General features: G+C 34.3%; 19 protein-coding genes. 8 read left to right on the top strand and 11 right to left on the bottom strand.

Going from position 1 to position 22,538, the window contains the following annotated elements; translation table 11 throughout:
* Nucleotides 1-147: 147 nt before the first annotated feature.
* Nucleotides 148-1,350, bottom strand: coding sequence for a sensor histidine kinase (locus C8N41_RS14110; RefSeq protein ID WP_115839738.1), 1,203 nt, complete (start codon nucleotides 1,348-1,350; stop codon nucleotides 148-150).
* 793 nt (nucleotides 1,351-2,143) lie between these two features.
* On the opposite strand from C8N41_RS14110, the gene C8N41_RS14105 reads away from it, so the two are divergent.
* Together C8N41_RS14105 and C8N41_RS14100 are read left to right on the top strand one after the other, a co-directional pair.
* On the top strand, nucleotides 2,144-5,056 hold the full coding sequence (locus C8N41_RS14105; RefSeq protein WP_115839737.1) for a DEAD/DEAH box helicase: 2,913 nt from the start codon (nucleotides 2,144-2,146) through the stop codon (nucleotides 5,054-5,056).
* 173 nt (nucleotides 5,057-5,229) lie between these two features.
* The gene (locus C8N41_RS14100) at nucleotides 5,230-5,829 is read left to right on the top strand and encodes a DUF6642 family protein (protein ID WP_115839736.1); all 600 of its coding nucleotides are present in this window, start codon (nucleotides 5,230-5,232) and stop codon (nucleotides 5,827-5,829) included.
* Nucleotides 5,830-5,885: 56 nt separating this feature from the next.
* Here C8N41_RS14100 and C8N41_RS14095 read toward each other — a convergent pair whose 3' ends face one another.
* Nucleotides 5,886-6,272 carry a DUF302 domain-containing protein gene (locus tag C8N41_RS14095; RefSeq protein ID WP_115839735.1) on the bottom strand — a complete coding sequence of 129 codons (387 nt, stop codon included), beginning with the start codon at nucleotides 6,270-6,272 and terminating at the stop codon, nucleotides 5,886-5,888.
* A gap of 401 nt (nucleotides 6,273-6,673) precedes the next feature.
* Between C8N41_RS14095 and C8N41_RS14090 the strand changes: the two genes are divergently transcribed.
* On the top strand, nucleotides 6,674-7,468 hold the full coding sequence (locus C8N41_RS14090) for a hypothetical protein (RefSeq protein ID WP_115839734.1): 795 nt from the start codon (nucleotides 6,674-6,676) through the stop codon (nucleotides 7,466-7,468).
* Nucleotides 7,469-7,882: 414 nt separating this feature from the next.
* On the opposite strand, the gene C8N41_RS14085 is transcribed toward C8N41_RS14090, so the two are convergent.
* Nucleotides 7,883-8,629 (bottom strand): hypothetical protein, encoded by a 747-nt coding sequence (locus C8N41_RS14085; RefSeq protein WP_115839733.1) that lies wholly within the window; start codon nucleotides 8,627-8,629, stop codon nucleotides 7,883-7,885.
* A gap of 163 nt (nucleotides 8,630-8,792) precedes the next feature.
* Between C8N41_RS14085 and C8N41_RS14080 the strand changes: the two genes are divergently transcribed.
* Together C8N41_RS14080 and C8N41_RS14075 are read left to right on the top strand one after the other, a co-directional pair.
* Nucleotides 8,793-9,104: an HPF/RaiA family ribosome-associated protein gene (locus C8N41_RS14080; protein ID WP_092447665.1), complete on the top strand. Its 312-nt coding sequence runs from the start codon at nucleotides 8,793-8,795 to the stop codon at nucleotides 9,102-9,104.
* A gap of 2 nt (nucleotides 9,105-9,106) precedes the next feature.
* A complete protein-coding gene (locus C8N41_RS14075) occupies nucleotides 9,107-9,493 on the top strand; it encodes a hypothetical protein (RefSeq protein ID WP_092447666.1) in 387 nt (128 codons plus the stop codon).
* A 117-nt stretch (nucleotides 9,494-9,610) separates the two neighbouring features.
* Here C8N41_RS14075 and C8N41_RS14070 read toward each other — a convergent pair whose 3' ends face one another.
* Both C8N41_RS14070 and C8N41_RS14065 read right to left on the bottom strand, forming a co-directional pair.
* On the bottom strand, nucleotides 9,611-10,486 hold the full coding sequence (locus C8N41_RS14070; protein WP_115839732.1) for a YihY/virulence factor BrkB family protein: 876 nt from the start codon (nucleotides 10,484-10,486) through the stop codon (nucleotides 9,611-9,613).
* 20 nt (nucleotides 10,487-10,506) lie between these two features.
* Nucleotides 10,507-11,013 (bottom strand): redoxin domain-containing protein, encoded by a 507-nt coding sequence (locus tag C8N41_RS14065; protein WP_115839829.1) that lies wholly within the window; start codon nucleotides 11,011-11,013, stop codon nucleotides 10,507-10,509.
* A 247-nt stretch (nucleotides 11,014-11,260) separates the two neighbouring features.
* On the opposite strand from C8N41_RS14065, the gene C8N41_RS14060 reads away from it, so the two are divergent.
* The 3 genes from C8N41_RS14060 to C8N41_RS14050 all read left to right on the top strand — a co-directional run bounded on the left by C8N41_RS14060 (nucleotide 11,261) and on the right by C8N41_RS14050 (nucleotide 13,894).
* Nucleotides 11,261-12,001 carry an SDR family oxidoreductase gene (locus tag C8N41_RS14060; protein WP_115839731.1) on the top strand — a complete coding sequence of 247 codons (741 nt, stop codon included), beginning with the start codon at nucleotides 11,261-11,263 and terminating at the stop codon, nucleotides 11,999-12,001.
* A 23-nt stretch (nucleotides 12,002-12,024) separates the two neighbouring features.
* Entirely contained in the window at nucleotides 12,025-13,425 is a 1,401-nt protein-coding gene (locus tag C8N41_RS14055) for an NAD-dependent succinate-semialdehyde dehydrogenase (RefSeq protein ID WP_115839730.1), read from the top strand.
* Nucleotides 13,426-13,630: 205 nt separating this feature from the next.
* Nucleotides 13,631-13,894 carry a hypothetical protein gene (locus C8N41_RS14050; RefSeq protein WP_092443023.1) on the top strand — a complete coding sequence of 88 codons (264 nt, stop codon included), beginning with the start codon at nucleotides 13,631-13,633 and terminating at the stop codon, nucleotides 13,892-13,894.
* A 151-nt stretch (nucleotides 13,895-14,045) separates the two neighbouring features.
* On the opposite strand, the gene lpxD is transcribed toward C8N41_RS14050, so the two are convergent.
* The 6 genes from lpxD to C8N41_RS17010 all read right to left on the bottom strand — a co-directional run.
* On the bottom strand, nucleotides 14,046-15,035 hold the full coding sequence (gene lpxD, locus C8N41_RS14045; RefSeq protein ID WP_115839729.1) for a UDP-3-O-(3-hydroxymyristoyl)glucosamine N-acyltransferase: 990 nt from the start codon (nucleotides 15,033-15,035) through the stop codon (nucleotides 14,046-14,048).
* A gap of 238 nt (nucleotides 15,036-15,273) precedes the next feature.
* Nucleotides 15,274-16,392, bottom strand: a complete 1,119-nt coding sequence (locus C8N41_RS14040) for a DEAD/DEAH box helicase (protein WP_092447671.1) — start codon at nucleotides 16,390-16,392, stop codon at nucleotides 15,274-15,276.
* 203 nt (nucleotides 16,393-16,595) lie between these two features.
* On the bottom strand, nucleotides 16,596-18,146 hold the full coding sequence (locus C8N41_RS14035) for an SDR family NAD(P)-dependent oxidoreductase (RefSeq protein ID WP_092443026.1): 1,551 nt from the start codon (nucleotides 18,144-18,146) through the stop codon (nucleotides 16,596-16,598).
* Between the two features lie 30 nt (nucleotides 18,147-18,176).
* Nucleotides 18,177-18,626: a KTSC domain-containing protein gene (locus C8N41_RS14030; RefSeq protein ID WP_115839728.1), complete on the bottom strand. Its 450-nt coding sequence runs from the start codon at nucleotides 18,624-18,626 to the stop codon at nucleotides 18,177-18,179.
* A gap of 80 nt (nucleotides 18,627-18,706) precedes the next feature.
* The gene (locus tag C8N41_RS14025) at nucleotides 18,707-20,260 is read right to left on the bottom strand and encodes a DEAD/DEAH box helicase (RefSeq protein ID WP_092443030.1); all 1,554 of its coding nucleotides are present in this window, start codon (nucleotides 20,258-20,260) and stop codon (nucleotides 18,707-18,709) included.
* Between the two features lie 259 nt (nucleotides 20,261-20,519).
* The coding region (locus C8N41_RS17010; RefSeq protein ID WP_115839727.1) for a T9SS type A sorting domain-containing protein at nucleotides 20,520-22,538 on the bottom strand (2,019 nt) is incomplete at its 5' end.

Raw genomic sequence — 22,538 nt, 5'->3', positions numbered from 1 at the left:
AAAAGAGCAACTATAAGGCATAAAAAAGCCAGTCAAAATAAACTGGCTTTTAAATATATATTAGTCGTCTTTAGTATTATCAATATCTAATTCTAAATTTTCATTGTGATCACTACCTAAACTGTAGTGACGATTCAATACATTAAATTATTTCAGAATGGTAAACGAGAACACAGCACCTTCATTCGGTTTCGATTTCACTTCAATGTCTCCACCCAAACGCGTTACTAATTTTTTTACAATAGCTAAACCTAAACCAGAACCTTCAACACCATGTTTATCTTGTTTAGACAATTTTACGAATATGTTAAAGATTTTTTCATGAAAATCTGCTCGAATACCTGGACCATTATCACTCACACTAAATTTATAGTGCGTTGGTGTTTCTGAAATAGCAACATCAACTTGTGCTATAGCTTTATCATTATATTTTTCAGCATTATTTATAAGATTGGTTAAAATCTGACTCACAATAATGTGATTAATTCTCAAACGTTCTAATGCAGTGATAAACGTTAATTCTAATGTAGCATTGCTAGAGTAGTAGACATCAATACTATCTTTAAATTCTGCAAAGGAAAGGTCCTCCTTAGAATTTTCTAATTGATCTATCTTAGTGCTATATTCCATAAGACGATCTAAGAACTTATATAAATGCTCGGTAGATTTTAGAATAAGTTCAATAAGGTGAACACCGTCTTGTTCCAATTTATTTCTATTCTCTGCCAAAAATATGTCTGCAAGACTAGCAATATTAGAGAGAGGCGATTTAATATCATGAGCCGCCACATAAGCAAATTGCTCTAAGTCTACATTTTTATCTTCTAATTTACCAACCAAATCATTGAGCTCAACATTACGTTTTCTAAGCGTCAATAAATTAATGACTTGTCGCGATAACGCATCAAGAGCATTTTTTTGACCATCGCTTAAAACGCGAGGTTTAGAATCTATGACACAAAGGGTTCCAAGTGGCAATCCGTTATCTGTTTTTAAAGGCACACCACCATAAAATACAACGTTTGGAGCGTTAACAACTAAAGGGTTGTCAAAAAAGCGTTCATCCTTTCGGGCATCTTCAATCATAAGTGCATTTTGCTCTTCGCTTATAGCGTGTCCGCAAAAAGATATCTCTCGTGGTGCTTCTGTAACATCAAGTCCATGGCGTGACTTAAACCATTGACGATCTTTATCTATAAGGCTAATTAAAGCTATAGGAACATCGCAAATTTGTGCTGCAATTCTGGTAATACCATCATAATCTTCTTCTGGTAAGGAATCTAAAATATTGTAAGATTCTAAAGCGGCTAATCTTTCGGCTTCGTTAGTAGGTTTTGTAGGGGCAATCATATGTAGTGTATTTGGGCTGGCAAGTTAAAGAATTTTTTATATAATTTACGCATCGTTAGTAATTTGTTGATGATCTAAAACTACCTAATGCCATTAAAAATCAGCGATTTAATTCTGAATAGCTAATTGTTAAATTTAAATTTTAACAATTTTACTGTACTTAATCATTGTAGAAATGGTGTATCACAAGAACGATCATATTTTAAATACAGTTAAAATGGGCTGTTACGCGAAACCATAACTGTCAGTTCTAGTGTCCCGTCTTTTTCATCGGGAAGTATCGCGAACCTGCACGTCAGTTCGAGTGTTTCTTAATGAGTAGTGCAACGAAGCATTAAGAAATGTATCGAGAACGAAATAAACAGCATTTTTAAATTGCAATGTTAAAAGTATTAATGAAATTAGTATTACCAATAAAAACCTGTCATACCTGCGAAGGCAGGAATCCACAATATCAGCCTGACATCTAATTATAAAATAGAATAGTCGGTTACCGCATTATAAACGCGACTAACACTTTAAAAATAGAATCCCATAGGCCTCCAAAAGGCATCATTTTTAATGCTGGTATTGAATCTGTTTTTTTAAATTTTAACTCTGGTAGTATTGTCGAGATTGGATTAGCTGATGAGAAAGCTAATATGGTGATATAAAGTTTTGATATTTACGGTTTTCCCTTAAATATATCTTACATTATTTTGTAAATTTAAACTCTTCCATAATAGTTAAGCATTTTTATTATAGTTAAGATTTGATACTAAAAACTTATTATTTTAAAATTAAAAATTAATAAATGGCATTCTTTATAAATAATAAAAAACATTTTGAGCTAGAAATAGAAAAAGATAAACTTGGTTTTCGAAAGTGCCAATTAGGAGCTGTTTGGGCTGTTAAAAGTCATTATACAAAGAGTAAATCACCTGCCCTAATAAGCATGCCAACGGGATCAGGTAAAACTGCTTTAATGATAGCATTATGTTTTGAGTTAAAAATAAAAAAGGTATTAATAATAACACCTTCAGTTGTTATTAGAAAACAGATTTTTGATGTTTTTAGTGAAATGGAAATATTAAAAACTCTAGGTGTATTTAATAGTGAAGAAAAGCCAAAAGTAAATAATCATATAGGGTATTTAAAAACTGAAAATGATTGGATAAAAGCAACTAAATCATATGATGTAGTTATTTCAACTCCAAATAGTTGTTCTTCTGATATGAAAGAAAACATAGCTCCTCCAAAAGATTTATTTGATTTAATAATCATTGATGAGGCTCATCATGCTCGTGCTAAAATTTACGAAAGCGCTTTTAAAGATTTTAAAGATTCAAAAATAATTCTATTAACAGCAACTCCATTTAGAAGAGATCGAAAAAGAATTCAAGGTGAGTTAATTTATCATTATCCTATATCAGAAGCCATAAAAGATGAAATATATAGACCTGTTACATTTAAAAATGTAGATACTAACAATGGAAAAAGTCAAGATAAAGATTCTCTTTTAGCAAATGCTGCAATAGAAAGTTTGAGAAATGAGCAAAAAAATAATCCAAATGCTCAATTATTGATCAAAACTAGAAAAATTAATTCTGCAGAAGAATTAAAAAAAATATATGAAGCTAAAGGAATATCGGTTGGTTTAATTCATAGTGGTAATACGACCAAACAAAACGAAGATTGTTTGATTAAGTGTAAAAAAGGTGAATTAGAAAGTTTAATAGCTGTAGGTATGATTGGAGAAGGTTTAGATATACCAACATTAAAAATAAGTGTATTACATGATATTCCAAGAACACTACCCACAACAATCCAATTTATTGGTAGAATTTCCAGAATAAACAAAGACCAAGTTGGTAATGCAATTTTAATTGCAGATAAAAACTATGTGAAAGGTGAGGTTAAGAAATTATATTATTTTGATAAGTCATGGGATAAATTAATTCCTGGTTTAGTTGAACACATTGTTATGAATTCACCTTTATTCCCAAATTCAGAACCAAGTGAGTTAAATCCATTAGGTATATCTCCTAATGATTTAAAACCATTCTTTAGTACAAAAATACATAAGACAAAAGTAGGTTTTGAATTTAAAAAAGGTTTTCATAAAAAAATGCCTTCAGGAATTGATTTAGTTTTCACTCATCAAGAAGATTTTAATTCTCCTTTAATATTAATTACAAAGCATAAGAAAACATTGCCTTGGGGAAAAGATTCAGCCTTATTTCAAGAGAATTATGATTTACATATTTTATATTTAATTGAAGATTATTTATTTGAGAGTTCGACTTCAGATTTGATTTTAAATCATATGAAATCTAAACTATTTGATACAAAAAAATATGATATTGTTCCTGCTTCAAATATAAGAAATGGATTAAGTGATAATACCATTGGTCAGTACTTTATGGTTGGTATGTCAAATATTTACGGAAGCGGAGCATCAAATCCAACGTATAAAATGTTAATGGGACTAGAGGTTGAGTCTGCAGTTAAACATTCTGATGGTGCTGTATTTTCTTTTGGTCATGCATTATCAAGAATAGACGAAAATGAAACTAGAGGTATTGCTGTCAATAATGGTCGAATATGGGCCATTAAGAGAAAAAACATTAAAGAATTTTCAATTTGGTGTCAACATATTTATTCACTTATTAAGTTAGGAAATAATGAATCTAAAATTCCTAGAATGTCAAATTTAGCTAATTTTAAAACTGTTGATAAATTCGAAGATAAACCTGTTTCAATTCAATTAGATAGTGTTTGTTTTCAAATGGCAATAGTTGTTATTAGAAAAGGAGATAAAAATTATGAAAGCTTTATTCCCGAAATTATTTTTGATAATTTATTAAACAATAATAGAAAAATTGAATGTTCACTTATTGTAGAAAAAGATGAGCTAGCAAAAATTTACTTTGACTTTGATAATGAAAAAAAATGGGTTGTTAACTCAGATACAGAAATTAATATATTTATGGATATTCCTGACAAGGATCCAATAAATACTAGTCTTGATGACTTTATAAATGCATATCCACCATTAATAATATTTCAAAATGCAAAAAGTTTAAGAGGTTCTACATTGTTTGAGCCAAAAATTAAGGAACAGAAATTTGATAGGACCTTATTTAAAGCGATAGATGGAGGTTGGGATGAAACAGATATAAAGAAAGAAGCAGAAGAACCTACAGAGCCAGGGAAAATTTATAATGTACAACAAAAGACTATTAAAGTGATAATTAATAGTCCAGGTTATACAGATAATGATATTATAGTAATTGATGACGGAGCAGGAGAAATGGCTGATATAATATGGTTTTCCCTAAATGAAAAAATAATTCACTTTTTTCATTGTAAATTTTCATCTACAGATAAACCTGGAGCAGATACGAGAAATATAACAGAATTATTACAACAGGCATTGAGAAATTGTATTTGGATAAGGTCTAGTTTCATAATTAAACAATTATTGAATAGAGTAAATACAACTAAAAATTCAAGAATACTAGAGGATAAATATGATGAATTAAATGAATTACATGATGATTTTATCCCTACAGATTGGGATTATAAAGTTTGTTTGGTTCAACCAGGTCTTTCTAAATCAGCTGTTTTTAAAGATAACATGACAAATGTTGAAAAACTACTTTTAATTTTACATGATAGGCTTCAAAGTTCTGGGTGTGATCTCAAGATTTGGGCATCTTCTTAAGAATTATGCTTCTAGGCTAATTTATTTAGATATGTTGCCATCTTATTCTATTAATATTCTACAACGTCCGTATGTGTTATTGCTTGTGCAATAAATTCCACCCCAAACCCCTAAAAAAATCAAAACCATTCCATTAATTTCGCACTTTACAAACATCGCCTAAATTTAAAAGCTTGCTAGAAAAAAGACCACAATTACCACAAGAACAGCTTACAGACACAGAGTATTTTATTTATTGCTTAGAAGGAGTAGAGGATGTAGACGACAACACGGTAACCGAAGCCCAACACAACTTAGCGCAATTGGCCCTAAACTATGGCATAGCAAGTATCTATAAAACTTGCGACACCATTGAAGGCCTGGAAGATAGCCTAAACGCACTGGTATTAGATGATCATTATTTTAAGGATTATGAAATCATTTATTTAGTGATGAGGGGAGAAGCCAATACCATTTGTTTAAATGACTACTACTATAGTTTACAAGAAATTGCAGAACGTTTTGAAGGTCGGTTAGACGGAAAGATTTTACATTTTTCAAATGCTAAACTTCTAGATTTAGACGAAGAAGAAGCACAATACTTTTTAGATATCACCAGAGCCAAAGCGATTTCTGGCTATGGCCATGCCTATAATGGCATAGCGAGCACAAAACTAGATGAGGCTTTCTTTAATTTATTTAAAGAAGATGATGATATGTTCGCTGTAGTAGAAGAATTACACCAAAGACATTACAGCGCCTGCAAATTACTCGATTTCAGATTGTATTATTAAACAACTGGAGTTTCTTGGCTCTTGGTTCTAACCACCACATGTCATACTCCCAATTCCTACAGCCCCTCAATCACAGCCTTAAGCTTCTCAGTAATTTCCTCAGCAATCCCTTTTAAATCGTCATTTTCCACCGCTTGCATAGACGCCATTGGGTTCACAGCAGCCACTTCAATATCACCAGAATCTAATTCCTGTACAATAACATTACAAGGCAGCATGGTTCCAATTTTATTTTCCGCTAATAAGGCTTGGTGCGCATACGGTGGATTACAAGCTCCTAATATTTTGTAATTATTAAAATTAACATCGAGTTTCTTTTTCAAGGTGGCTTTAATGTCAATTTCCGTTAATACACCAAACTGTTCCGTTTTAAGGGCTGCGGTAACTTGGTCTACAGTGTCGTTAAAATCGCCTTTTAAGGTTTTACTAAAATAATAAGTCATAATACGTTGTTTTTAAGTTAATAATAAAGACAAATCACATACCATAAGATACAAAAAACGGCCCCAAAATACAACATAGCAATGGGGCAATTCGTTATAACTGTAGTTGGCAAAGTATAGGCTTCACATGCACAATGCATCTGTTCAAATTAAGAAAATCAGCTAATTCAAATTACCTCAATACCATATTAAATTGTTCCATTTCACCAAAATCATAACACTACACACCGAACTTTGACAACAACCCTAAATCTAATCTTAACTCAAAACTCTATAATTTTTCTATAGTCTATAATCTCTTGTCTAGAAATCTAAAAATCTAACCACGTCCATCAACCAACCAAAAACCACCAACTAAAAAAAATTCATTAACTTAAAACCCATAACCAACACCAAATCAGATGCCTAAGCAAAACGGACTTTTTAAACTCAAAGGCACATTACAAGGCAAATGCTATTACCAACTCAATGGTCAATACATTGTACGCAAAGCCGTTGGACCATCAAGAGAGCGTATTAATACAGATCCAGCCTTTAGTAACGTAAAGTCTAATAATCAAGAGTTTGCAGCCGCTTCAAAACTCTCCAAAGCTTTACGACAAGGTTTAGGAGATAATGCTATACGATTTAAAGACAGTTATATGACAGGCCGTTTAACAGGCTGTTGTCGTAAAATCATTCAAAAGGGTAGTGGTCTGGTAGGACAAAGAGAAGCCAACCTGCATAATCATCCCACAGCTTTAATAGGCTTTCAGCTCAAAAAAGAGTTACCATTGGAGCAAATCTATACCGCAAAACCACAGATTAATATTAATAATACACGGCATAAGATAGACATAAATATCCCTAAATCGAATAGCAACCATCACAACCAAAAGCCTATAAACGCAACACATTTTCAACTCACAGCAGCCTTAAGTCTGGTCTCAAACTTACAATGGGAATCCAACGAAAACGCGTATCAACCAACACATTCAGAATTACACACATTAAGCATCACCAATCAAACCCAACCATTATTATGTAAAATAGAACATACGCATATACACATGCCGTTACATATGCCAACCACAGTAGAACTTCCAAATACCATAGCCATCACAGTTTGGTTAGGCATAACATATCTAAAAATCGACGACGGAAATTACGTAACATACCAATCACCAAAAGCCATGGCTTGTATAGCCGTACTATAAGTTTTTACAATATTAAATTATAGGTTCACCCGTGTTTACTTCGGGTCTAAGCCGTATCTAAGCCGTATATCATTCGGGTAAATACTAGTATTAAGTCGTGTAAATGCTAAGGCTAAAATTAAATACAAAAACGATCACCAGATTTCGCAGGCTCATAATTCGGGTATTTCAAAATATTAAGCCCAAGGTACAGAATAGCGCAAATATAAAAGGCTCGTGATTTTAGCAAATCTAGAATGTAATGTATAGCTGTGGTATAAATCGCGTGCATACCTATAAAACGGTACAAACAACAAATAGTACCTATAATCTTAAAATATGCTATATTACAGAATGTCCTATAATTTATATTATGTAAAATAGAATAGTCTAATAAACCTTGCCTATTAACAAAACCTCATAACATTAAGAAGATCATAATGATCCTTTATGATCATGTTTTAACAAAGCGTTTAATTCTGTTAACCTATTAATGAGTAATTCGTGAAACGCTTCTAACAAATCGTCATAGCCTTCGAGATATAAAAACTTCATGTGCACAACGCGGTTTCTATAATCATCCGAACCAAAGTATCGATATTCATCTACTGTAAATTTGCCATTAAAGCTCACTAATTTTTCATACCAATTAAAGTTATCTTTAATATGTCTTAAGTTAGCAACAAGCTCTTCTGTAATAATGTCTTCCATAGGTTTTAGTGTACGGTCTATGGATTTATAATCTTGTTGTATTTCCAATAATTTATCAGTTAGTGACGAACTATTGATGCTTGTATTATCAAAGGCTGTGGATAAAATAGGATTTATAGGTGCAAATTGTACACTTACAGTCACTAAGAACGGCGCTTGCGTCACCACTTGTAAACGTTCACTATCCGTTTTGTTTGCTTTCAGATATAGATTATAGATTTTTAAATCTTCAGAGATGCCATCTCTTGTCGCTTTTAAAAGTGCGATATCGGCTTCTATCTTTTGCTTCACTTGCAAAGCCATTTTATAGGTGTAATCTGCAGATTTACCTGCTTCGGTATGTTTATTAATTGCGACGGCGATTAAGATGCCGATAACAACGAGGATAATTTCACCTATAGCATAGAGCACATATTTTTTGACGCACTTCCCTTCTATCATTCGTAATCTTAGCGTATTAAAGAGTTTCATGGTATGTAAATACAATTAAAGTTAAAGGACACTGTAATGCGACTCCAGAACAGCATTACCAACCACACATGCCACTAATATAGTTAAAATCATTCCGATACGAGTCAACTGATCCTTAGTATTCTATCTAAATTTGATAACACAACCTTAAAACATAAATACCATGAACGATACAAATATTATTTTTGAATATCACGATGTCTCAGCTAGCGAAGCCTTAGAGACATTTACAAGAGAAAAACTAGATCCTATTTTTACAAAATTCGATTTTGTGATCCGTGCAGATGTCTTCTTTAAAGTAGAAAACACAAGCTCAGACAACACCGGAAAAGTTTGTGGCATACGTTTAAGCGCTCCTGGGCCTCGCCTGTTCGCAGAATCATCGAGTTACAATTTTCAAGATGCGGTAACAGAGACCGTAAGTGATTTAACCTCACAGTTAAAGAAGCGTAAAGAAATGATGAAAACCTATTAATTATGGGAGTATTTAGTGATCACAACAGACAAATTACATGCATCTATAACAGTGAAGATAATAGAGATGTACAGACTTTAGCCTATATTAAGGCATCTGAAAAAAGCGTGCATAGTTTAGATATTGCAAACGTGCAACTCACAGGGACACAATGGGCCGAACTTGCCGAACGTCTCAATACAAGATTGTGCAATATCATTGACGATAAAGCCATTGATAAAGATATTGAACATTTTGACGATTCAGATTGTATTACCATTTTAAGGCAAAATCCTGCAGCTTTAAAAGGTGCAATAGTATTTACCAAAACTAAAGCCAAGTTGGTAGAAAACCCTTCTAAAGTCTTAGAATTTATTGATGCAGATTCGGAAAATATTAAAAAATATTGACATAGTGATTTGGGACTTCCAGATTATTATATTGATTGGTTGATAGCAGAAAAGCCTGTAAACATTATCGTTTACAGGCTTTTCAATGCTATAGTATTAAGTGATCGCTATATAGCCTTAAGAGATATAATCGTTTTTAATATACTTATCGGCATATTGCTTTGTAAAATACGCACCATACAGTAAAATAAGACTAGAGTAAGATACCCAAAGCATAATTAAAATAATAGAACCTGCTGCTCCATAAGTAGATCCTGGTTCCATTTTATTAAAATATAAGGCCAATAGGTATTTACCGATTAAAAATAACAAGGTGGTTAAACCTGCTCCTACACGTACTGATTTCCACGAAATCTTTGAGGAAGGCAAGTATTTAAACATCGTAGCAAAGAGGACATAAATAAAGGCTACTGAGACTAAAAAGTCGACCACAAATAAATAATCGAACATATTTTCAGGCAAAAACGTATTCAGCTGTTTACTAAAAGTACTCAGTAAAGAGGTCATGATAAAGCTAATAAGCATTAAAAAGCCTAGAATTAGTATAAATCCAAAACTTTTTACACGACTCATCACCGTAGCGACCACATCATTTTGATACGAGGGTTCTTGTTCCCATATTTTATCTAAAGCAGATTGCAATTGAAAAAAGACACCTGTAGACCCATATAATAAGGTTCCGATACCAATAATGGTCGCAAATACAGAAGTCTTTTCGCCGCTTTGGTTTTCTATCATGGTTCTTATAGCATCGGCAGCATCTGAACCTATGGCACTAGAAATCTCATTTAACAGTTCTCCGCGCACAATATCTTCTCCCCAAACACTTCCTACTATTTTTAAAATAATAATTACTAATGCTGGCAAAGACAATACAGCGTAATAAGCCACAATGGCACTACGCTGAAAAGGTTCTCCTTCAAACCATGCTTTACCTGTATCGAGTAATAATCGTGGTAAATGCTGAATTTTAAATTTTTGAGTCGTACTCATATAACCTTATAATTAATTTGTTATGCTTCACCCCTAGCCGGATAATCTTTATCTAACACAAATTTTATAGCTTTAATGATGTCATCTAATTCTGGTCGTGCAAAAGGCATGGTTTGTAGCGAAGCACAATACAATTCTTGATTTGGTTTAATCACAAATAAACCAGGTTCTATAAACGTATCTGGTTCGTCCTTAATACCTTTTGAAATAAATAGTCCCCATTCACGCGCCTCTTCAATTGAAAATTCATAACCCAATGGCACATCATCAATATCCCATTCTTTATAGGTTTGTTCTGCTGTAGCTTTGGTATCACTACTTACCGCTACCACATTAACACCCAAGTCTTTAAACTCAGATAACTTTGGTTGTAATTTTTCTAAATATTTTTTACACACCGGACAATGTAATCCTCTATACACTATAACTAAAGTAAAATTCTCAGGTTGCTGTTTACTGAGCGTCCATTCGGTTCCGTTCACTAAATTAACTGTTAAATCTGGTGTCTGTTGTCTTGGTTTTATCATGTTGTTCTTTTTTAAATTCTGCAACTTAATTTTTAAGTCGGTCCAATGCATTAAAAGTATAAAGAACCACAAGTACCCATTGTCACTATTGCTAATAATATTAATGGTATTGCAAATTTATAAGCAATTTTAGAGCTCTCTTCTACCCTATTTGTTTTAGGTCAATAATTGTCTTATTACCGTTAAGCAAATCGTGTAAATCATCGCAATTTAGACGGGAATTACTAATTACAAAAACGATAGCAATATGAATTTAACAGACAAAGTTGTCATAATTACCGGAGCATCAAGTGGTATTGGAGAAGCTACAGCCAAGAAACTCGCTAAAGATGGAGCAAAGGTGGTTTTAATGGCAAGACGAGAAGATAAACTTAAAGCCTTAAAAGACACCATTGAAAACGACGGAGGTACGGCACTTGTGGTCTCTGGAGACGTTATTAAAAAGGATAATTTTGATCAGGTTGTAGATGCAACTGTTAAAGCTTATGGCAAAATTGATGGGCTTATTAACAACGCCGGACTCATGCCCTTATCCTTTGTAGAAAAGTTAAAAACTGACGAATGGGAACAAATGGTGGATGTCAACATTAAAGGTGTCCTTAATGGTGTTGCTGCCGTGCTTCCTAAAATGAAAACGAATAACGGAGGACATATCATTAACATTTCATCCATGGCTGCACACCGTTATTTTCCTGGTGGTGCCGTGTATTGTGCCACTAAATCGGCAGTAAAAATGTTTTCGGAAGGTCTAAGGCAAGAACTGGCGCCAAAGTATGGCATTAATGTAACGTCTATAGAGCCTGGTGCTGTAGCTACAGAACTTACCGATACCATTACGGATGAAGACATCAAGGAAAATATACAAGACATGCAGAACATGACCACATTAGAGGCCGAAGATATTGCCAACGCCATTCATTACGCCTTATTACAACCCAACCGCGTAAATATCAATGATATTTATTTAGTGCCTAGCGAACAGAAATAGAAAAAGAACAGAAAAAAGAAACTATGGAAACGACAACAAAACAAAAGACATTTAAAACTATAAATCCTGCTAACGGTAAAACCCTATCCTCTTATGAATATATGACGGATGACCAAGTAGAATCTACCGTTAAAAAATCGCATGAAGCCTTCTTACAATGGAAAATGAAATCTTTTGAAGAGCGTGGTGAAATTATTAAATCAATAGGAAAAGAACTTCAAAATTATAAAACAGAGTTAGCTGAATTAATGACTGATGAAATGGGTAAATTACTGAAACAAAGTCATCAAGAAATTGATTTATGCTCAGGAATCTGTGATTATTCTGCAGCGCAAGCAGCCGAAGTTCTAAAAAATGAAGAACGCGAATTACAAGATGGCGGAAAAGGTATAATAACCTATGCTCCAATGGGTGTAATCTATGGTATTCAACCATGGAATTATCCAACTTACCAAGTGATACGATACAGTATAGTTAACCTTATGGCCGGAAATAGTGTACTATTGAAACACGCTTCTAATGTTACTGGTACAGCAAAGTTATTAGAATCCATTTACAAAGCTGCAGGTTTGCCAGAAGGCCTCTTTAGTGTCTTGGTTATTAATCACGATCAATCAGACGAACTTATTAAGCATAAATTGATTAGAGGCGTAACCTTAACGGGTAGTCCTGTTGCAGGAGAAGCCATAGGCGCTAAAGCTGGTAAAGCCTTAAAAAAGTCCGTACTAGAGTTAGGGAGTAACGATGCTTATATAGTTCTTGAAGATGCAGATATCGAACACGCTGTAAAAACTTGCGTTATGGGACGTATTTATAATAATGGAGAAACTTGTATTGCAGCCAAACGTTTTATCGTGGTAGATGCGGTGTATGATGAATTTAAAGAAGGATTCGTTGAAGCTATGAAAGCTTTAAAATTAGGAGATCCTACAGATAAATCTACCAAATTAGGACCTATGGCGCGAAAAGATTTACGAGAAACACTTCATGAACAAGTTGAGAAAAGTGTAGAGAATGGAGCAAAAATACTGTGTGGAGGAAGTATACCCAAAGGTGATGGCTACTTTTATCCTGCTACAGTGCTAGAATCTGTTAGCAAAGGCCAACCAGCTTACGATGATGAACTCTTTGGACCTGTCGCAGCACTGATTAAAGCAAAAGATGAAAATGATGCCATAAACATCGCAAACGACAGCCGATTTGGTCTTGGTGGAGGTATTTTCTCTAAAGATATTCAGCGAGCTACAACACTTGCCGAAAAGCATTTTGATACTGGTATGGTATATATAAATAAATTTGGTTTAGCAGAACCGAATATGCCTTTTGGAGGAGTTAAAGATTCTGGTTTTGGTAGAGAACACGGAGGTTTTGGTATGAAGGAATTTGTGAATACCAAATCTATTATGATTGCTAAGGACAAATAATTAATCCCGCATAAATATTTAAGTTTAAGCCCGATACTTATTTGTATTGGGCTTTTCAATAATCCATATGTTAATCATCGTATTTTTAGTCATTTACACTCAGTTAGCCGATAAAAAGAATCGCTACAACAACAAAATTTGATTGCCGTAGATCTTCAATCTACCTTTGTTTTAGATCTCCCTCTATCTATTAAATCTAAATATTATGGAAACAAAATTTTCTTTATTTAATCAGATTAATAGTTTGTGTTACTGGTTATTAATCTCAAGCGATTACAGAACTTCAGTAAAATTAGATGCCGAAAATGACACGTACAGTGTTTGTATTACACATGGTGGTGTAGAACTTTATGCCAACAGCATCAAAGGGTTTAGCAAAAGAAATGCTACCTTTTTGGAACATGAGCTAGATGGCATGGTTGCTGGTCTGCTACATTTAAAACAGAATGTAGAACAAAAATCAGCTTAAGGGTTTAGAATACAGACGTCAGTTCGAGTGGAGTTGTCTAAAGTAATTGGTGTTAAAATCAATTAATTTATAAAAATGTTTCGATACTTATTATAGAATAAGAATTTCACTCGAAGCGACGTATAGTATATTGCTATTAGTCTTGTATTATTTAACGCGCTAACTTACGTAATGCTACCCATTGTTTTAACATTTCTCTAGAGTCTACAGCAGGATAACCCAATACCGTTTTACCTGCAGCAACGTCATTCATTACACCAGAGCCTGCACCAACCGTAGCACCAGAATGGATAGTAGTATGGTCTTTTATAGAGGCCGATCCTCCAATCATCACACCATCTCCTAAAGTTACAGAACCTGCAAGACCTGAACTACCAGCCATAATACAAGATCTACCAAGGACACAATTATGCGCTATTTGAACCAAATTATCAATTTTACAGCCATCTCCTAAAATTGTAGAACTAAATTTACCACGATCCACACAAGAATTGGCACCAATCTCTACTCCATTTCCAATGACTACATTTCCGATATGTGGAATCTTAACTAAGCCTCTGCCATCATCACATGGTCGATAGCCAAAACCATCTGCACCAATACTTACATTATTATGAAATATACAATGACTGCCGATTTCTGAGTACTCTCTAATAACGGTCCCAGACCAAATCGTGGTATAATCACCAATTGTGGTATCGTCTAAAATGGTAACATTAGGATAAATAGTCACATTTTCTCCTAATACCACATCTTTTCCGATATAAGAACCTGCTCCTATTCTAGTGCCTTTTCCAATAGTTGCAGTGGCATCTATAGTAGCAGAAGGGTGAATTTCGGTTTCAAAATGAGGTGGTTCTGGAGTAAAAGATTCCAATAATTTAGCCATGGCCAAATCTGCATTCTTCACTTTAATAAGCACACGATTTTCTCCTGGTTCGATATCTAAATTATCATTTACAATAGCTAAACTTGCTTTAGAATCTTTCCATAAAGCCGCAAATTTTCGGTTACCAATAAATGTAGCCTGATGTTCATTGGCCTTTTTTATTTGTTCTAATCCCGAAATTTTATTTGTGGTTTTGCCTATAATCTCACCATTAACTATGGCGTTAATGTCTTCTACTGAAAATGATTTCATTGTATATTATTCTGTGTTTATTGTTTATTTATAAAAACACAATATACTATTAATAAATGAAAATGTGGTAAGCTGCTGTCTGAAGAGTTTTAATAATTAACCAAATAAAATACCAACTTCTCGGAACCTAATAAAACCTATACATTTTAACAAACCAAAGTGTAAAGGAACGCTTGTTAACATGTAGACCTATCCATTCTCAATTCTGAAAAAAACAACAAGTTTCTAGGGAATAGAATTACATGGTAAGTTCTCTAAACGTAATGCCCAAAGCTTTTTGAATATCGATAACCTTTTGCATTTCACCAGGAATAATTAAAGCTATAGATTGCCCTGTATTTCCGGCTCTTGCAGTTCTACCACTACGATGTGTATAATAATCTAAATGTTCTGGTAATTGGTGATGTAATACAAAACCAAGATTGTTAACATCAATCCCTCGCGCTGAAACATCCGTAGAAATTAGGACTTGCAAACTTTCATTTTTAAAGGCACGCATTACTTTATCACGGTCCTTTTGTTGCATATCTCCTTCTAAGGCGCCTACTGCAAAACCTTCTTTTTGCAATTGTTCTGCTAAAGCCTTTGTACCAGCTTTGGTTCTACAAAAAATAATTCCTCGCTCATTTGGACGTCGGTCTAAAATACGAGTAATCATATTCAATTTGTCTTTAATCGTCGTTTGAATATAATGATGAGATATATTTTCGTTTACTAAAGCATTTTTATTCACTTCTACACGAATAGCATCCTTAGACATATAATTTTTTACGATGTTCTTAATTTCTATTGGCATCGTCGCCGAAAACAACCATGTGTTTCGTTTCTTCGTATTGTACTGTAAAATTTTAGTTAAATCTTCTTTGAAGCCCATACTAAGCATTTCATCAGCTTCGTCTAGAACTAATATTTTTACATTTGAAATATCCACTGCTTCACGCTCTACTAAATCGAGTAAACGTCCCGGAGTCGCAACAACAATATGCGTTGTTCTAGTCAAATTTTTAATCTGACGGTCTATTTTTTCACCTCCATAAACGCCTTCAGAGAAAATCTTAGAATCTATATATTTTGTAAACTTAAAAAGTTGCTTTTGTATTTGTTGCACCAATTCGCGTGTTGGTGCAATAATTAAGGCTTGTACTTCAGGATTCGTAGCATCTATAGCATGCAAAACAGGTAAGCCAAAAGCTGCTGTTTTTCCAGTGCCTGTCTGTGCTAATCCTATTAGATCAGTTTTAGATTCTAGTAGAACAGGAATAACGGCTTCTTGTATTTCTGTTGGGCTTACAATATTAAGTTCTTTTAATCCTTTTATGTAATTCTTGTGTATTCCTAATTCTGAAAATGATGCCATAGTGTTATTATTAAGTTGTAAAGGTAATTTGTTCTTTTGAGGTAATTCTTCAATTCGAGTAAAATTTACGATAGAAAGCGAAATACTTGTATCGAGAATATCACTTTTTAATAAGATGTGTTCTCAATAAGCTTTTCATCCTTCAAAATTACTAGAACTGATGTTATACAATGGAATAAGGCTATGTGTGAAAAAATGATAGCCTACCAACTAATCGGACGATAATCCTTTAGGAATTTACCCGACCAATGTTTTCCTGTATTAATACCATCAAAAAGCGGGTCCATAACACGTGCGGCACCGTCAACAATATCTAATGGTGGTTGAAAATCGTGTAGTTCTTGCTTACGTTTTGCCAATTCTGCAGGATCTTCATCTGTAACCCAACCCGTATCTACGGCATTCATATAAATTCCTTCTTTAGCCAAACTACCAGCAGCCGTATGTGTTAACATATTTAATGCCGCTTTAGCCATATTGGTATGAGGGTGACGATCTTCTTTAAAGAAGGTGTGAAATTTCCCTTCCATAGCAGATACATTAATAATGTGTTTTTGCCCTGTATTTTCTTTCTTCATCACTTCAGACAAGCGGTTACACAATACAAACGGAGCTACAGAATTTACCAACTGTACTTCAATCATTTCGGTAGTTTCAATTTCTCCAAGTTTTAGCCTCCAACTGTTGGTTTTTCTTAAATCTACTTGCTGTAAGTCGGCATCTAATTCTCCTTCAGGAAAAACCTCTTGTGCTACCAAGGTATTATCAAAACTATATGGAATTTGAGATAATTTAGCAGAAGCACGCAAACCAATACCTGGTTCTGGCCCATGCCAAGTCACTGGCATATTCTTATTAGAAGAGGCTCCGGAAGTTAACTGTTGTAATTCTTGTAAACACTCAGTGTGATCGTTTAGTAGATCGCGTGCAAATTTAGGTAATTCCTCAATTGGGCGCTCTTCGTTTGGCATTAAATGACTATAAAATCCGGCTGGTCTCCTTACTGTTTGAGCGGCATTATTGATAAGAATATCAAGCTTTTTGTAACGTTGTTCTATAAAATTACAAAAGATTTCTACACTCGGAATATGTCTTAAATCGAGACCATGTATTTTTAAACGGTGTCCCCATTCTGTAAAGTCTTCTTCTTTTGAAAAACGCAAAGCAGAATCTACAGGGAAACGTGTAGTTGCAATAACTGTGGCACCACCTCGTAATAACATTAACGTTATGTGATATCCTATTTTTAAACGCGATCCGGTAATTACAGCTACTTGCCCTTTAACATCTGCGGTTTGAAAACGTTTAGCATAATTAAAATCGCCACATTCTTCGCACATGGTGTCATAAAAATGATGCAATTTGGTATAAAGTGTTTTACAAACGTAGCAGTTTCTTGGAGATTCTAATTCTAATTGTTCCTTAGCCTTTAGATCGGCTTCAGGTAATAATTTAGGTGCTACAAAAACATGTGCTTCTCTGGCACTACGTATTCCGGTTTCTTTTCGTGCGTTTTTATCTCTGGCAGCTTGCTTTCGTTTTGCTGCTTTTTTTGCGTCTTTCTTTCGTCTTGAAAATTCCTCTCTACTCGGACGCGATAATTGGCCAGATGCCTTAATTAAAGCCGTACGTTGGGCTTTTGGAATTTCAAAAATTTGATCTGTATTCGCAACGAGGCGTTCTAATATAGAAATACAGTTTTCAATCTCATGGATTGAAATGTCTTCGTTTGTCTCGGAATTTACGTTGCTCATAACTTATTATAATATCAGGTCTACGCTATTCTAAGCCTCCTGAAGTTCTTTTTTAGATTTTCTATACGTGTACGAATTAAAAATACTTCGTCTTGCAAAACGCATTTGTTTATCTGAATTTAAAAATTTAATAAACACACCTTTTGGCACTCCAAAATACTCGTATGTAGAACCATCTAAAAATGTAATCTCTAATAATAAACCTTTGTGTTGAAAGTCTACAATACTAGAGTTTGTAATTGTTTCGGTGTATTCTTCAAGATTTGCAGCTTTAGTTTCAGGTGCAATACTGACTAAAAAATGATACCCATCAATAATTTCAACACTTTTAAATTCCGCCTCTTCCTGTTTAGGATCTCCATCTTGAAATTTATCTGGATGCCATTCCTTAACTAAGTTTCTGTATGTCTTTTTTAAATCTTTAAGATTAATTGATTCTTCTACAGAAAAAAGCTTTTTGTATTGACTAATGCGTTTCATTTTATAATGTTTTAAAATAAGCCGCGAAACTACGCTATTTTCTCATACAAAATCTAATTAATTGATTTTATTGCAAACTCTTAATCTTCAGGTGGAAATCCGTGAATTTCTTCAAACTTCTCGTCAAAATTAGTTCGTATATAAGAATTTAATTTCTTCTGATAATCGTCTTTCAACCATTTTAAGAAATTATAAGTACTACGACTAATACATTTTGCATAGGTTTCAATACGTTGATTAATATCGTCTTTAAGTAGTTTTGCTAAAGCCAATGCATCATACACATCTTCACTATTTTCAATACAAATTTTAGCATGTTGAGCTATAGAACGTTCTAAAACCACTTTAGAGGATTCACCACTATCTACGGCGTCTTTGTAGGTTTGCTTGATATCAAAATAGGTTTCTTCAGACTTTGAAAACTCTTCCTTTATCTCATCGGATAAATCGTGTTTAAAGTTAGATTCAATAGCTTCATCATCCTTAATGCGATCTGCATACCAGTTTGGCGACTTAAAGATTAATTGCCAATCTAAATCGGCTCCCCAAGGTCCAAATCTGTAAAGGTTATTTCCTAAATCGATAGTAGTAAATTTGGTTTTATTATTTAAAATACGAGAACCACGACCAATCATTTGGTAATATAAAGTCAACGATTTTGTTGCTCTATTTAAAATAATGGTATCAATTGTAGGTTCATCAAAACCCGTTGTTAAAATACTTACTGAGGTTAAAATTGCATTTGGCGTCTCATGAAACCACTGTAAAATCTGCTTACGTTGTTTCTTTGTCGCGGTATTATCTAAGTGCATAATTGGAAGATCTGCTTCTTTAAATGCATAATACACACTTATAGACGTGTTAATACCGTTATTAAATATTAATGTCTTTTTACCGTACGAGTGCTTTTTATAAGCATCGAGTAGCTTTTGCAACATCGCTGGACTTGAGTATAAATCTTCGGAAGATTTTACGGTATAATCACCATTAGAACCGACTTCTAAAGATGTTAAACCCATATCGTACGCATAGGTTTCAGCTCTTGCCAAAAATTCATTTTCTATAAGACTTTCAATGGTTTCGCCAGTAATGAGTTCATCGTAATTATCCTTCATTGGCAAATCCTTATTAGAACTTAGAGGCGTAGCCGTAACACCAAGAATAAAGGATTTTTCAAAAAACTTAAATAATTTAGTAAAGGAGTTGTAATGCGCCTCATCAATAATCACCAAACCAACATCTGAAATATCTAATTTGTTGTCATTTAATCGATTATTTAAGGTTTCGACCATGGCCACAAAACAAGAATAGTCTGCCTGGTCATCTAAATTTGCCTTACTGTTCACCACTTTATTAGTCACACCAAAACCATCTAACATTTTAGAGGTTTGATTACAAAGTTCCACTCGGTGTGTCATGATCAATACCTTTTTATTATGATTTTTAAGATATTGACGAACCATCTCAGAGAAGATAACCGTTTTTCCACCACCTGTTGGTAGTTGGTATAATAAGTGATAATCATCGCGTTCTGTTTCGAACTTTTCAAAAATCTGACTTATGGCACCTTGTTGGTAGTCGTATAATTCTTTATCGGTTTTTTTTTCTTGAACAGCTTGATTTGTTTGCGACATAAATTTAATTTCGGATTGTTTTTAGAAGTTGCAAATTTACAACACTTTGTCACACAAAAAAAGTAAGAAGTAAAATGATATATTTACAACCTTACCTTTAGCTTAAAACTTATTATGAAACGAATTTAAATCTATCAATTCAAATATTTGATAGTTATCATTTATCCAATAGATATTATTAAATGTAAGGGGAAATAAAAGCGAGATTTCTAACAATGAAATCTCGCTTTTGCATGTTCAAAAAAAGTACTTAACTAAGCTATTTTTTTACAATTAACTTTTGAATAAAATTGTTATTTACTGATTTTACAAAATAAAATCCATTATTTAAATCTCCAACATACACCGTAGATTCAATATTGGCATCTACTTTAAATGTTTTGATTATTTGACCTAATTGATTAATAACTTGAAAATAACCATCCATGCTCGTTGTAATATGTACATTTCTATCGCTAGGATTTGGATACATTGAAAATTTAAAATTATTTTCAACTTCTTCTAAGCCCAATACTGTAACATCTTCACAAGCAGACTCTTCAACACATGCTCCCATAGTGATTTCAACTTTATAGCTTCCTACTTCTGAAGGAGTAAAACTTTGATCTGTTTCTCCGACTAATAAAGTATTAGGACATGCATACCATTGATAAGTTGCACCTGCTTGATTTGCCGTTAAAACTCCTGAGTCTTGAGTTATACTATTATCTAAAGCTGTTGGCTCTGTAATCGTTACACTTGATGTATCCGTACATCCATTAGCATCAGTGATAGTTACATTATAAGTTCCTGCTACAACTCCAACGATACTTGCTGTGGTTGCTGCGTTACTCCATAAGTATGTATATGGTGCTGTTCCTCCTGTGGCACTTGCTGTTGCTGATCCGTCTGAACCTCCATTACAGCTTGCATTAGAATCTACTACACTTGAGGCTACTAGAGCTGCTGGCTCTGTAATCGTTACACTTGATGTATCTGTACATCCATTAGCATCAGTGATGGTTACATTATAAGTTCCTGCTGCAACACCAACTATACTCGCTGTAGTTGCTGCGTTACTCCATAAGTATGTATATGGTGCTGTTCCTCCTGTGGCGCTTGCTGTTGCTGATCCGTCTGAACCTCCGTTACAACTTGCATTAGAATCCACTACACTTGAAGCTACTAGAGCTGTTGGCTCTGTAATTGTTACACTTGATGTATCAGTACATCCATTAGCATCAGTGATGGTTACATTATAAGTTCCTGCTGCAACACCAACTATACTTGCTGTGGTTGCTGCGTTACTCCATAAATAAGTATATGGTACTGTTCCACCTGTGGCGTTTGCTGTAGCTGATCCGTCTGAACCTCCATTACAGCTTGCGTTAGAATCTACTACACTTGAAGCGACTAGAGCTGTTGGCTCTGTAATTGTTACACTTGATGTATCAGTACATCCATTAGCATCAGTGATGGTTACATTATAAGTTCCTGCTGCAACACCAACAATACTTGCTGTAGTTGCTGCGTTACTCCATAAATAAGTATATGGTACTGTTCCACCTGTGGCGCCTGCTGTAGCTGATCCGTCTACGCCTCCATTACAGCTTGCATTAGAATCCACTACACTTGATGCTACAAGAGCTGTAGGTTCTGTTACTGTTACTGAAGTAGTGTCAGTACAACCATTAGCATCAGTGATGGTTACATTATAAGTTCCAGCTACAACACCTACTATACTTGCTGTAGTGGCTCCATTACTCCATGCATACGTATATGGTGCTGTTCCACCTGTAGCGCTTGCTGTAGCTGATCCGTCTGAACCTCCATTACAGCTTGCATTAGAATCAACTACACTTGAAGCGACTAAAGCTGCTGGCTCTGTAATCGTTACACTTGATGTATCAGTACATCCATTAGCATCAGTGATGGTTACATTATAAGTTCCTGCTGCAACACCAACAATACTTGCTGTAGTTGCTGCGTTACTCCATAAATAAGTATATGGTACTGTTCCACCTGTGGCGCTTGCTGTAGCTGATCCGTCTACGCCTCCATTACAGCTTGCATTTGAATCCACTACACTTGATGCTACAAGAGCTGTAGGTTCTGTTACTGTTACTGAAGTAGTGTCAGTACAACCATTAGCATCAGTGATGGTTACATTATAAGTTCCAGCTACAACACCTACTATACTTGCTGTAGTGGCTCCATTACTCCATGCATACGTATATGGTGCTGTTCCACCTGTAGCGCTTGCTGTAGCTGATCCGTCTGAACCTCCATTACAGCTTAC

Source organism: Winogradskyella sediminis (assembly GCF_003387355.1).
Lineage (GTDB): Bacteria > Bacteroidota > Bacteroidia > Flavobacteriales > Flavobacteriaceae > Winogradskyella > Winogradskyella sediminis.
The sequence above is the reverse complement of the archived record's forward strand: the minus strand, read 5'-3'. Positions and strand labels throughout refer to the sequence as shown.

What these genes read in the sequence shown, in the direction of transcription:
- C8N41_RS14085 (WP_115839733.1), bottom strand. Translation starts at nt 8,629, where the DNA reads ATGAAACTCTTTAATACGCTAAGATTACGAATGATAGAAGGGAAGTGC.
- C8N41_RS14040 (WP_092447671.1), bottom strand. Translation starts at nt 16,392, where the DNA reads ATGGCATCATTTTCAGAATTAGGAATACACAAGAATTACATAAAAGGA.
- C8N41_RS14105 (WP_115839737.1), top strand. Translation starts at nt 2,144, where the DNA reads ATGGCATTCTTTATAAATAATAAAAAACATTTTGAGCTAGAAATAGAA.
- C8N41_RS14050 (WP_092443023.1), top strand. Translation starts at nt 13,631, where the DNA reads ATGGAAACAAAATTTTCTTTATTTAATCAGATTAATAGTTTGTGTTAC.
- C8N41_RS14110 (WP_115839738.1), bottom strand. Translation starts at nt 1,350, where the DNA reads ATGATTGCCCCTACAAAACCTACTAACGAAGCCGAAAGATTAGCCGCT.
- C8N41_RS14060 (WP_115839731.1), top strand. Translation starts at nt 11,261, where the DNA reads ATGAATTTAACAGACAAAGTTGTCATAATTACCGGAGCATCAAGTGGT.
- lpxD (WP_115839729.1), bottom strand. Translation starts at nt 15,035, where the DNA reads ATGAAATCATTTTCAGTAGAAGACATTAACGCCATAGTTAATGGTGAG.
- C8N41_RS14095 (WP_115839735.1), bottom strand. Translation starts at nt 6,272, where the DNA reads ATGACTTATTATTTTAGTAAAACCTTAAAAGGCGATTTTAACGACACT.
- C8N41_RS14080 (WP_092447665.1), top strand. Translation starts at nt 8,793, where the DNA reads ATGAACGATACAAATATTATTTTTGAATATCACGATGTCTCAGCTAGC.
- C8N41_RS14075 (WP_092447666.1), top strand. Translation starts at nt 9,107, where the DNA reads ATGGGAGTATTTAGTGATCACAACAGACAAATTACATGCATCTATAAC.
- C8N41_RS14065 (WP_115839829.1), bottom strand. Translation starts at nt 11,013, where the DNA reads ATGATAAAACCAAGACAACAGACACCAGATTTAACAGTTAATTTAGTG.
- C8N41_RS14025 (WP_092443030.1), bottom strand. Translation starts at nt 20,260, where the DNA reads ATGTCGCAAACAAATCAAGCTGTTCAAGAAAAAAAAACCGATAAAGAA.
- C8N41_RS14035 (WP_092443026.1), bottom strand. Translation starts at nt 18,146, where the DNA reads ATGAGCAACGTAAATTCCGAGACAAACGAAGACATTTCAATCCATGAG.
- C8N41_RS14070 (WP_115839732.1), bottom strand. Translation starts at nt 10,486, where the DNA reads ATGAGTACGACTCAAAAATTTAAAATTCAGCATTTACCACGATTATTA.
- C8N41_RS14090 (WP_115839734.1), top strand. Translation starts at nt 6,674, where the DNA reads ATGCCTAAGCAAAACGGACTTTTTAAACTCAAAGGCACATTACAAGGC.
- C8N41_RS14030 (WP_115839728.1), bottom strand. Translation starts at nt 18,626, where the DNA reads ATGAAACGCATTAGTCAATACAAAAAGCTTTTTTCTGTAGAAGAATCA.
- C8N41_RS14055 (WP_115839730.1), top strand. Translation starts at nt 12,025, where the DNA reads ATGGAAACGACAACAAAACAAAAGACATTTAAAACTATAAATCCTGCT.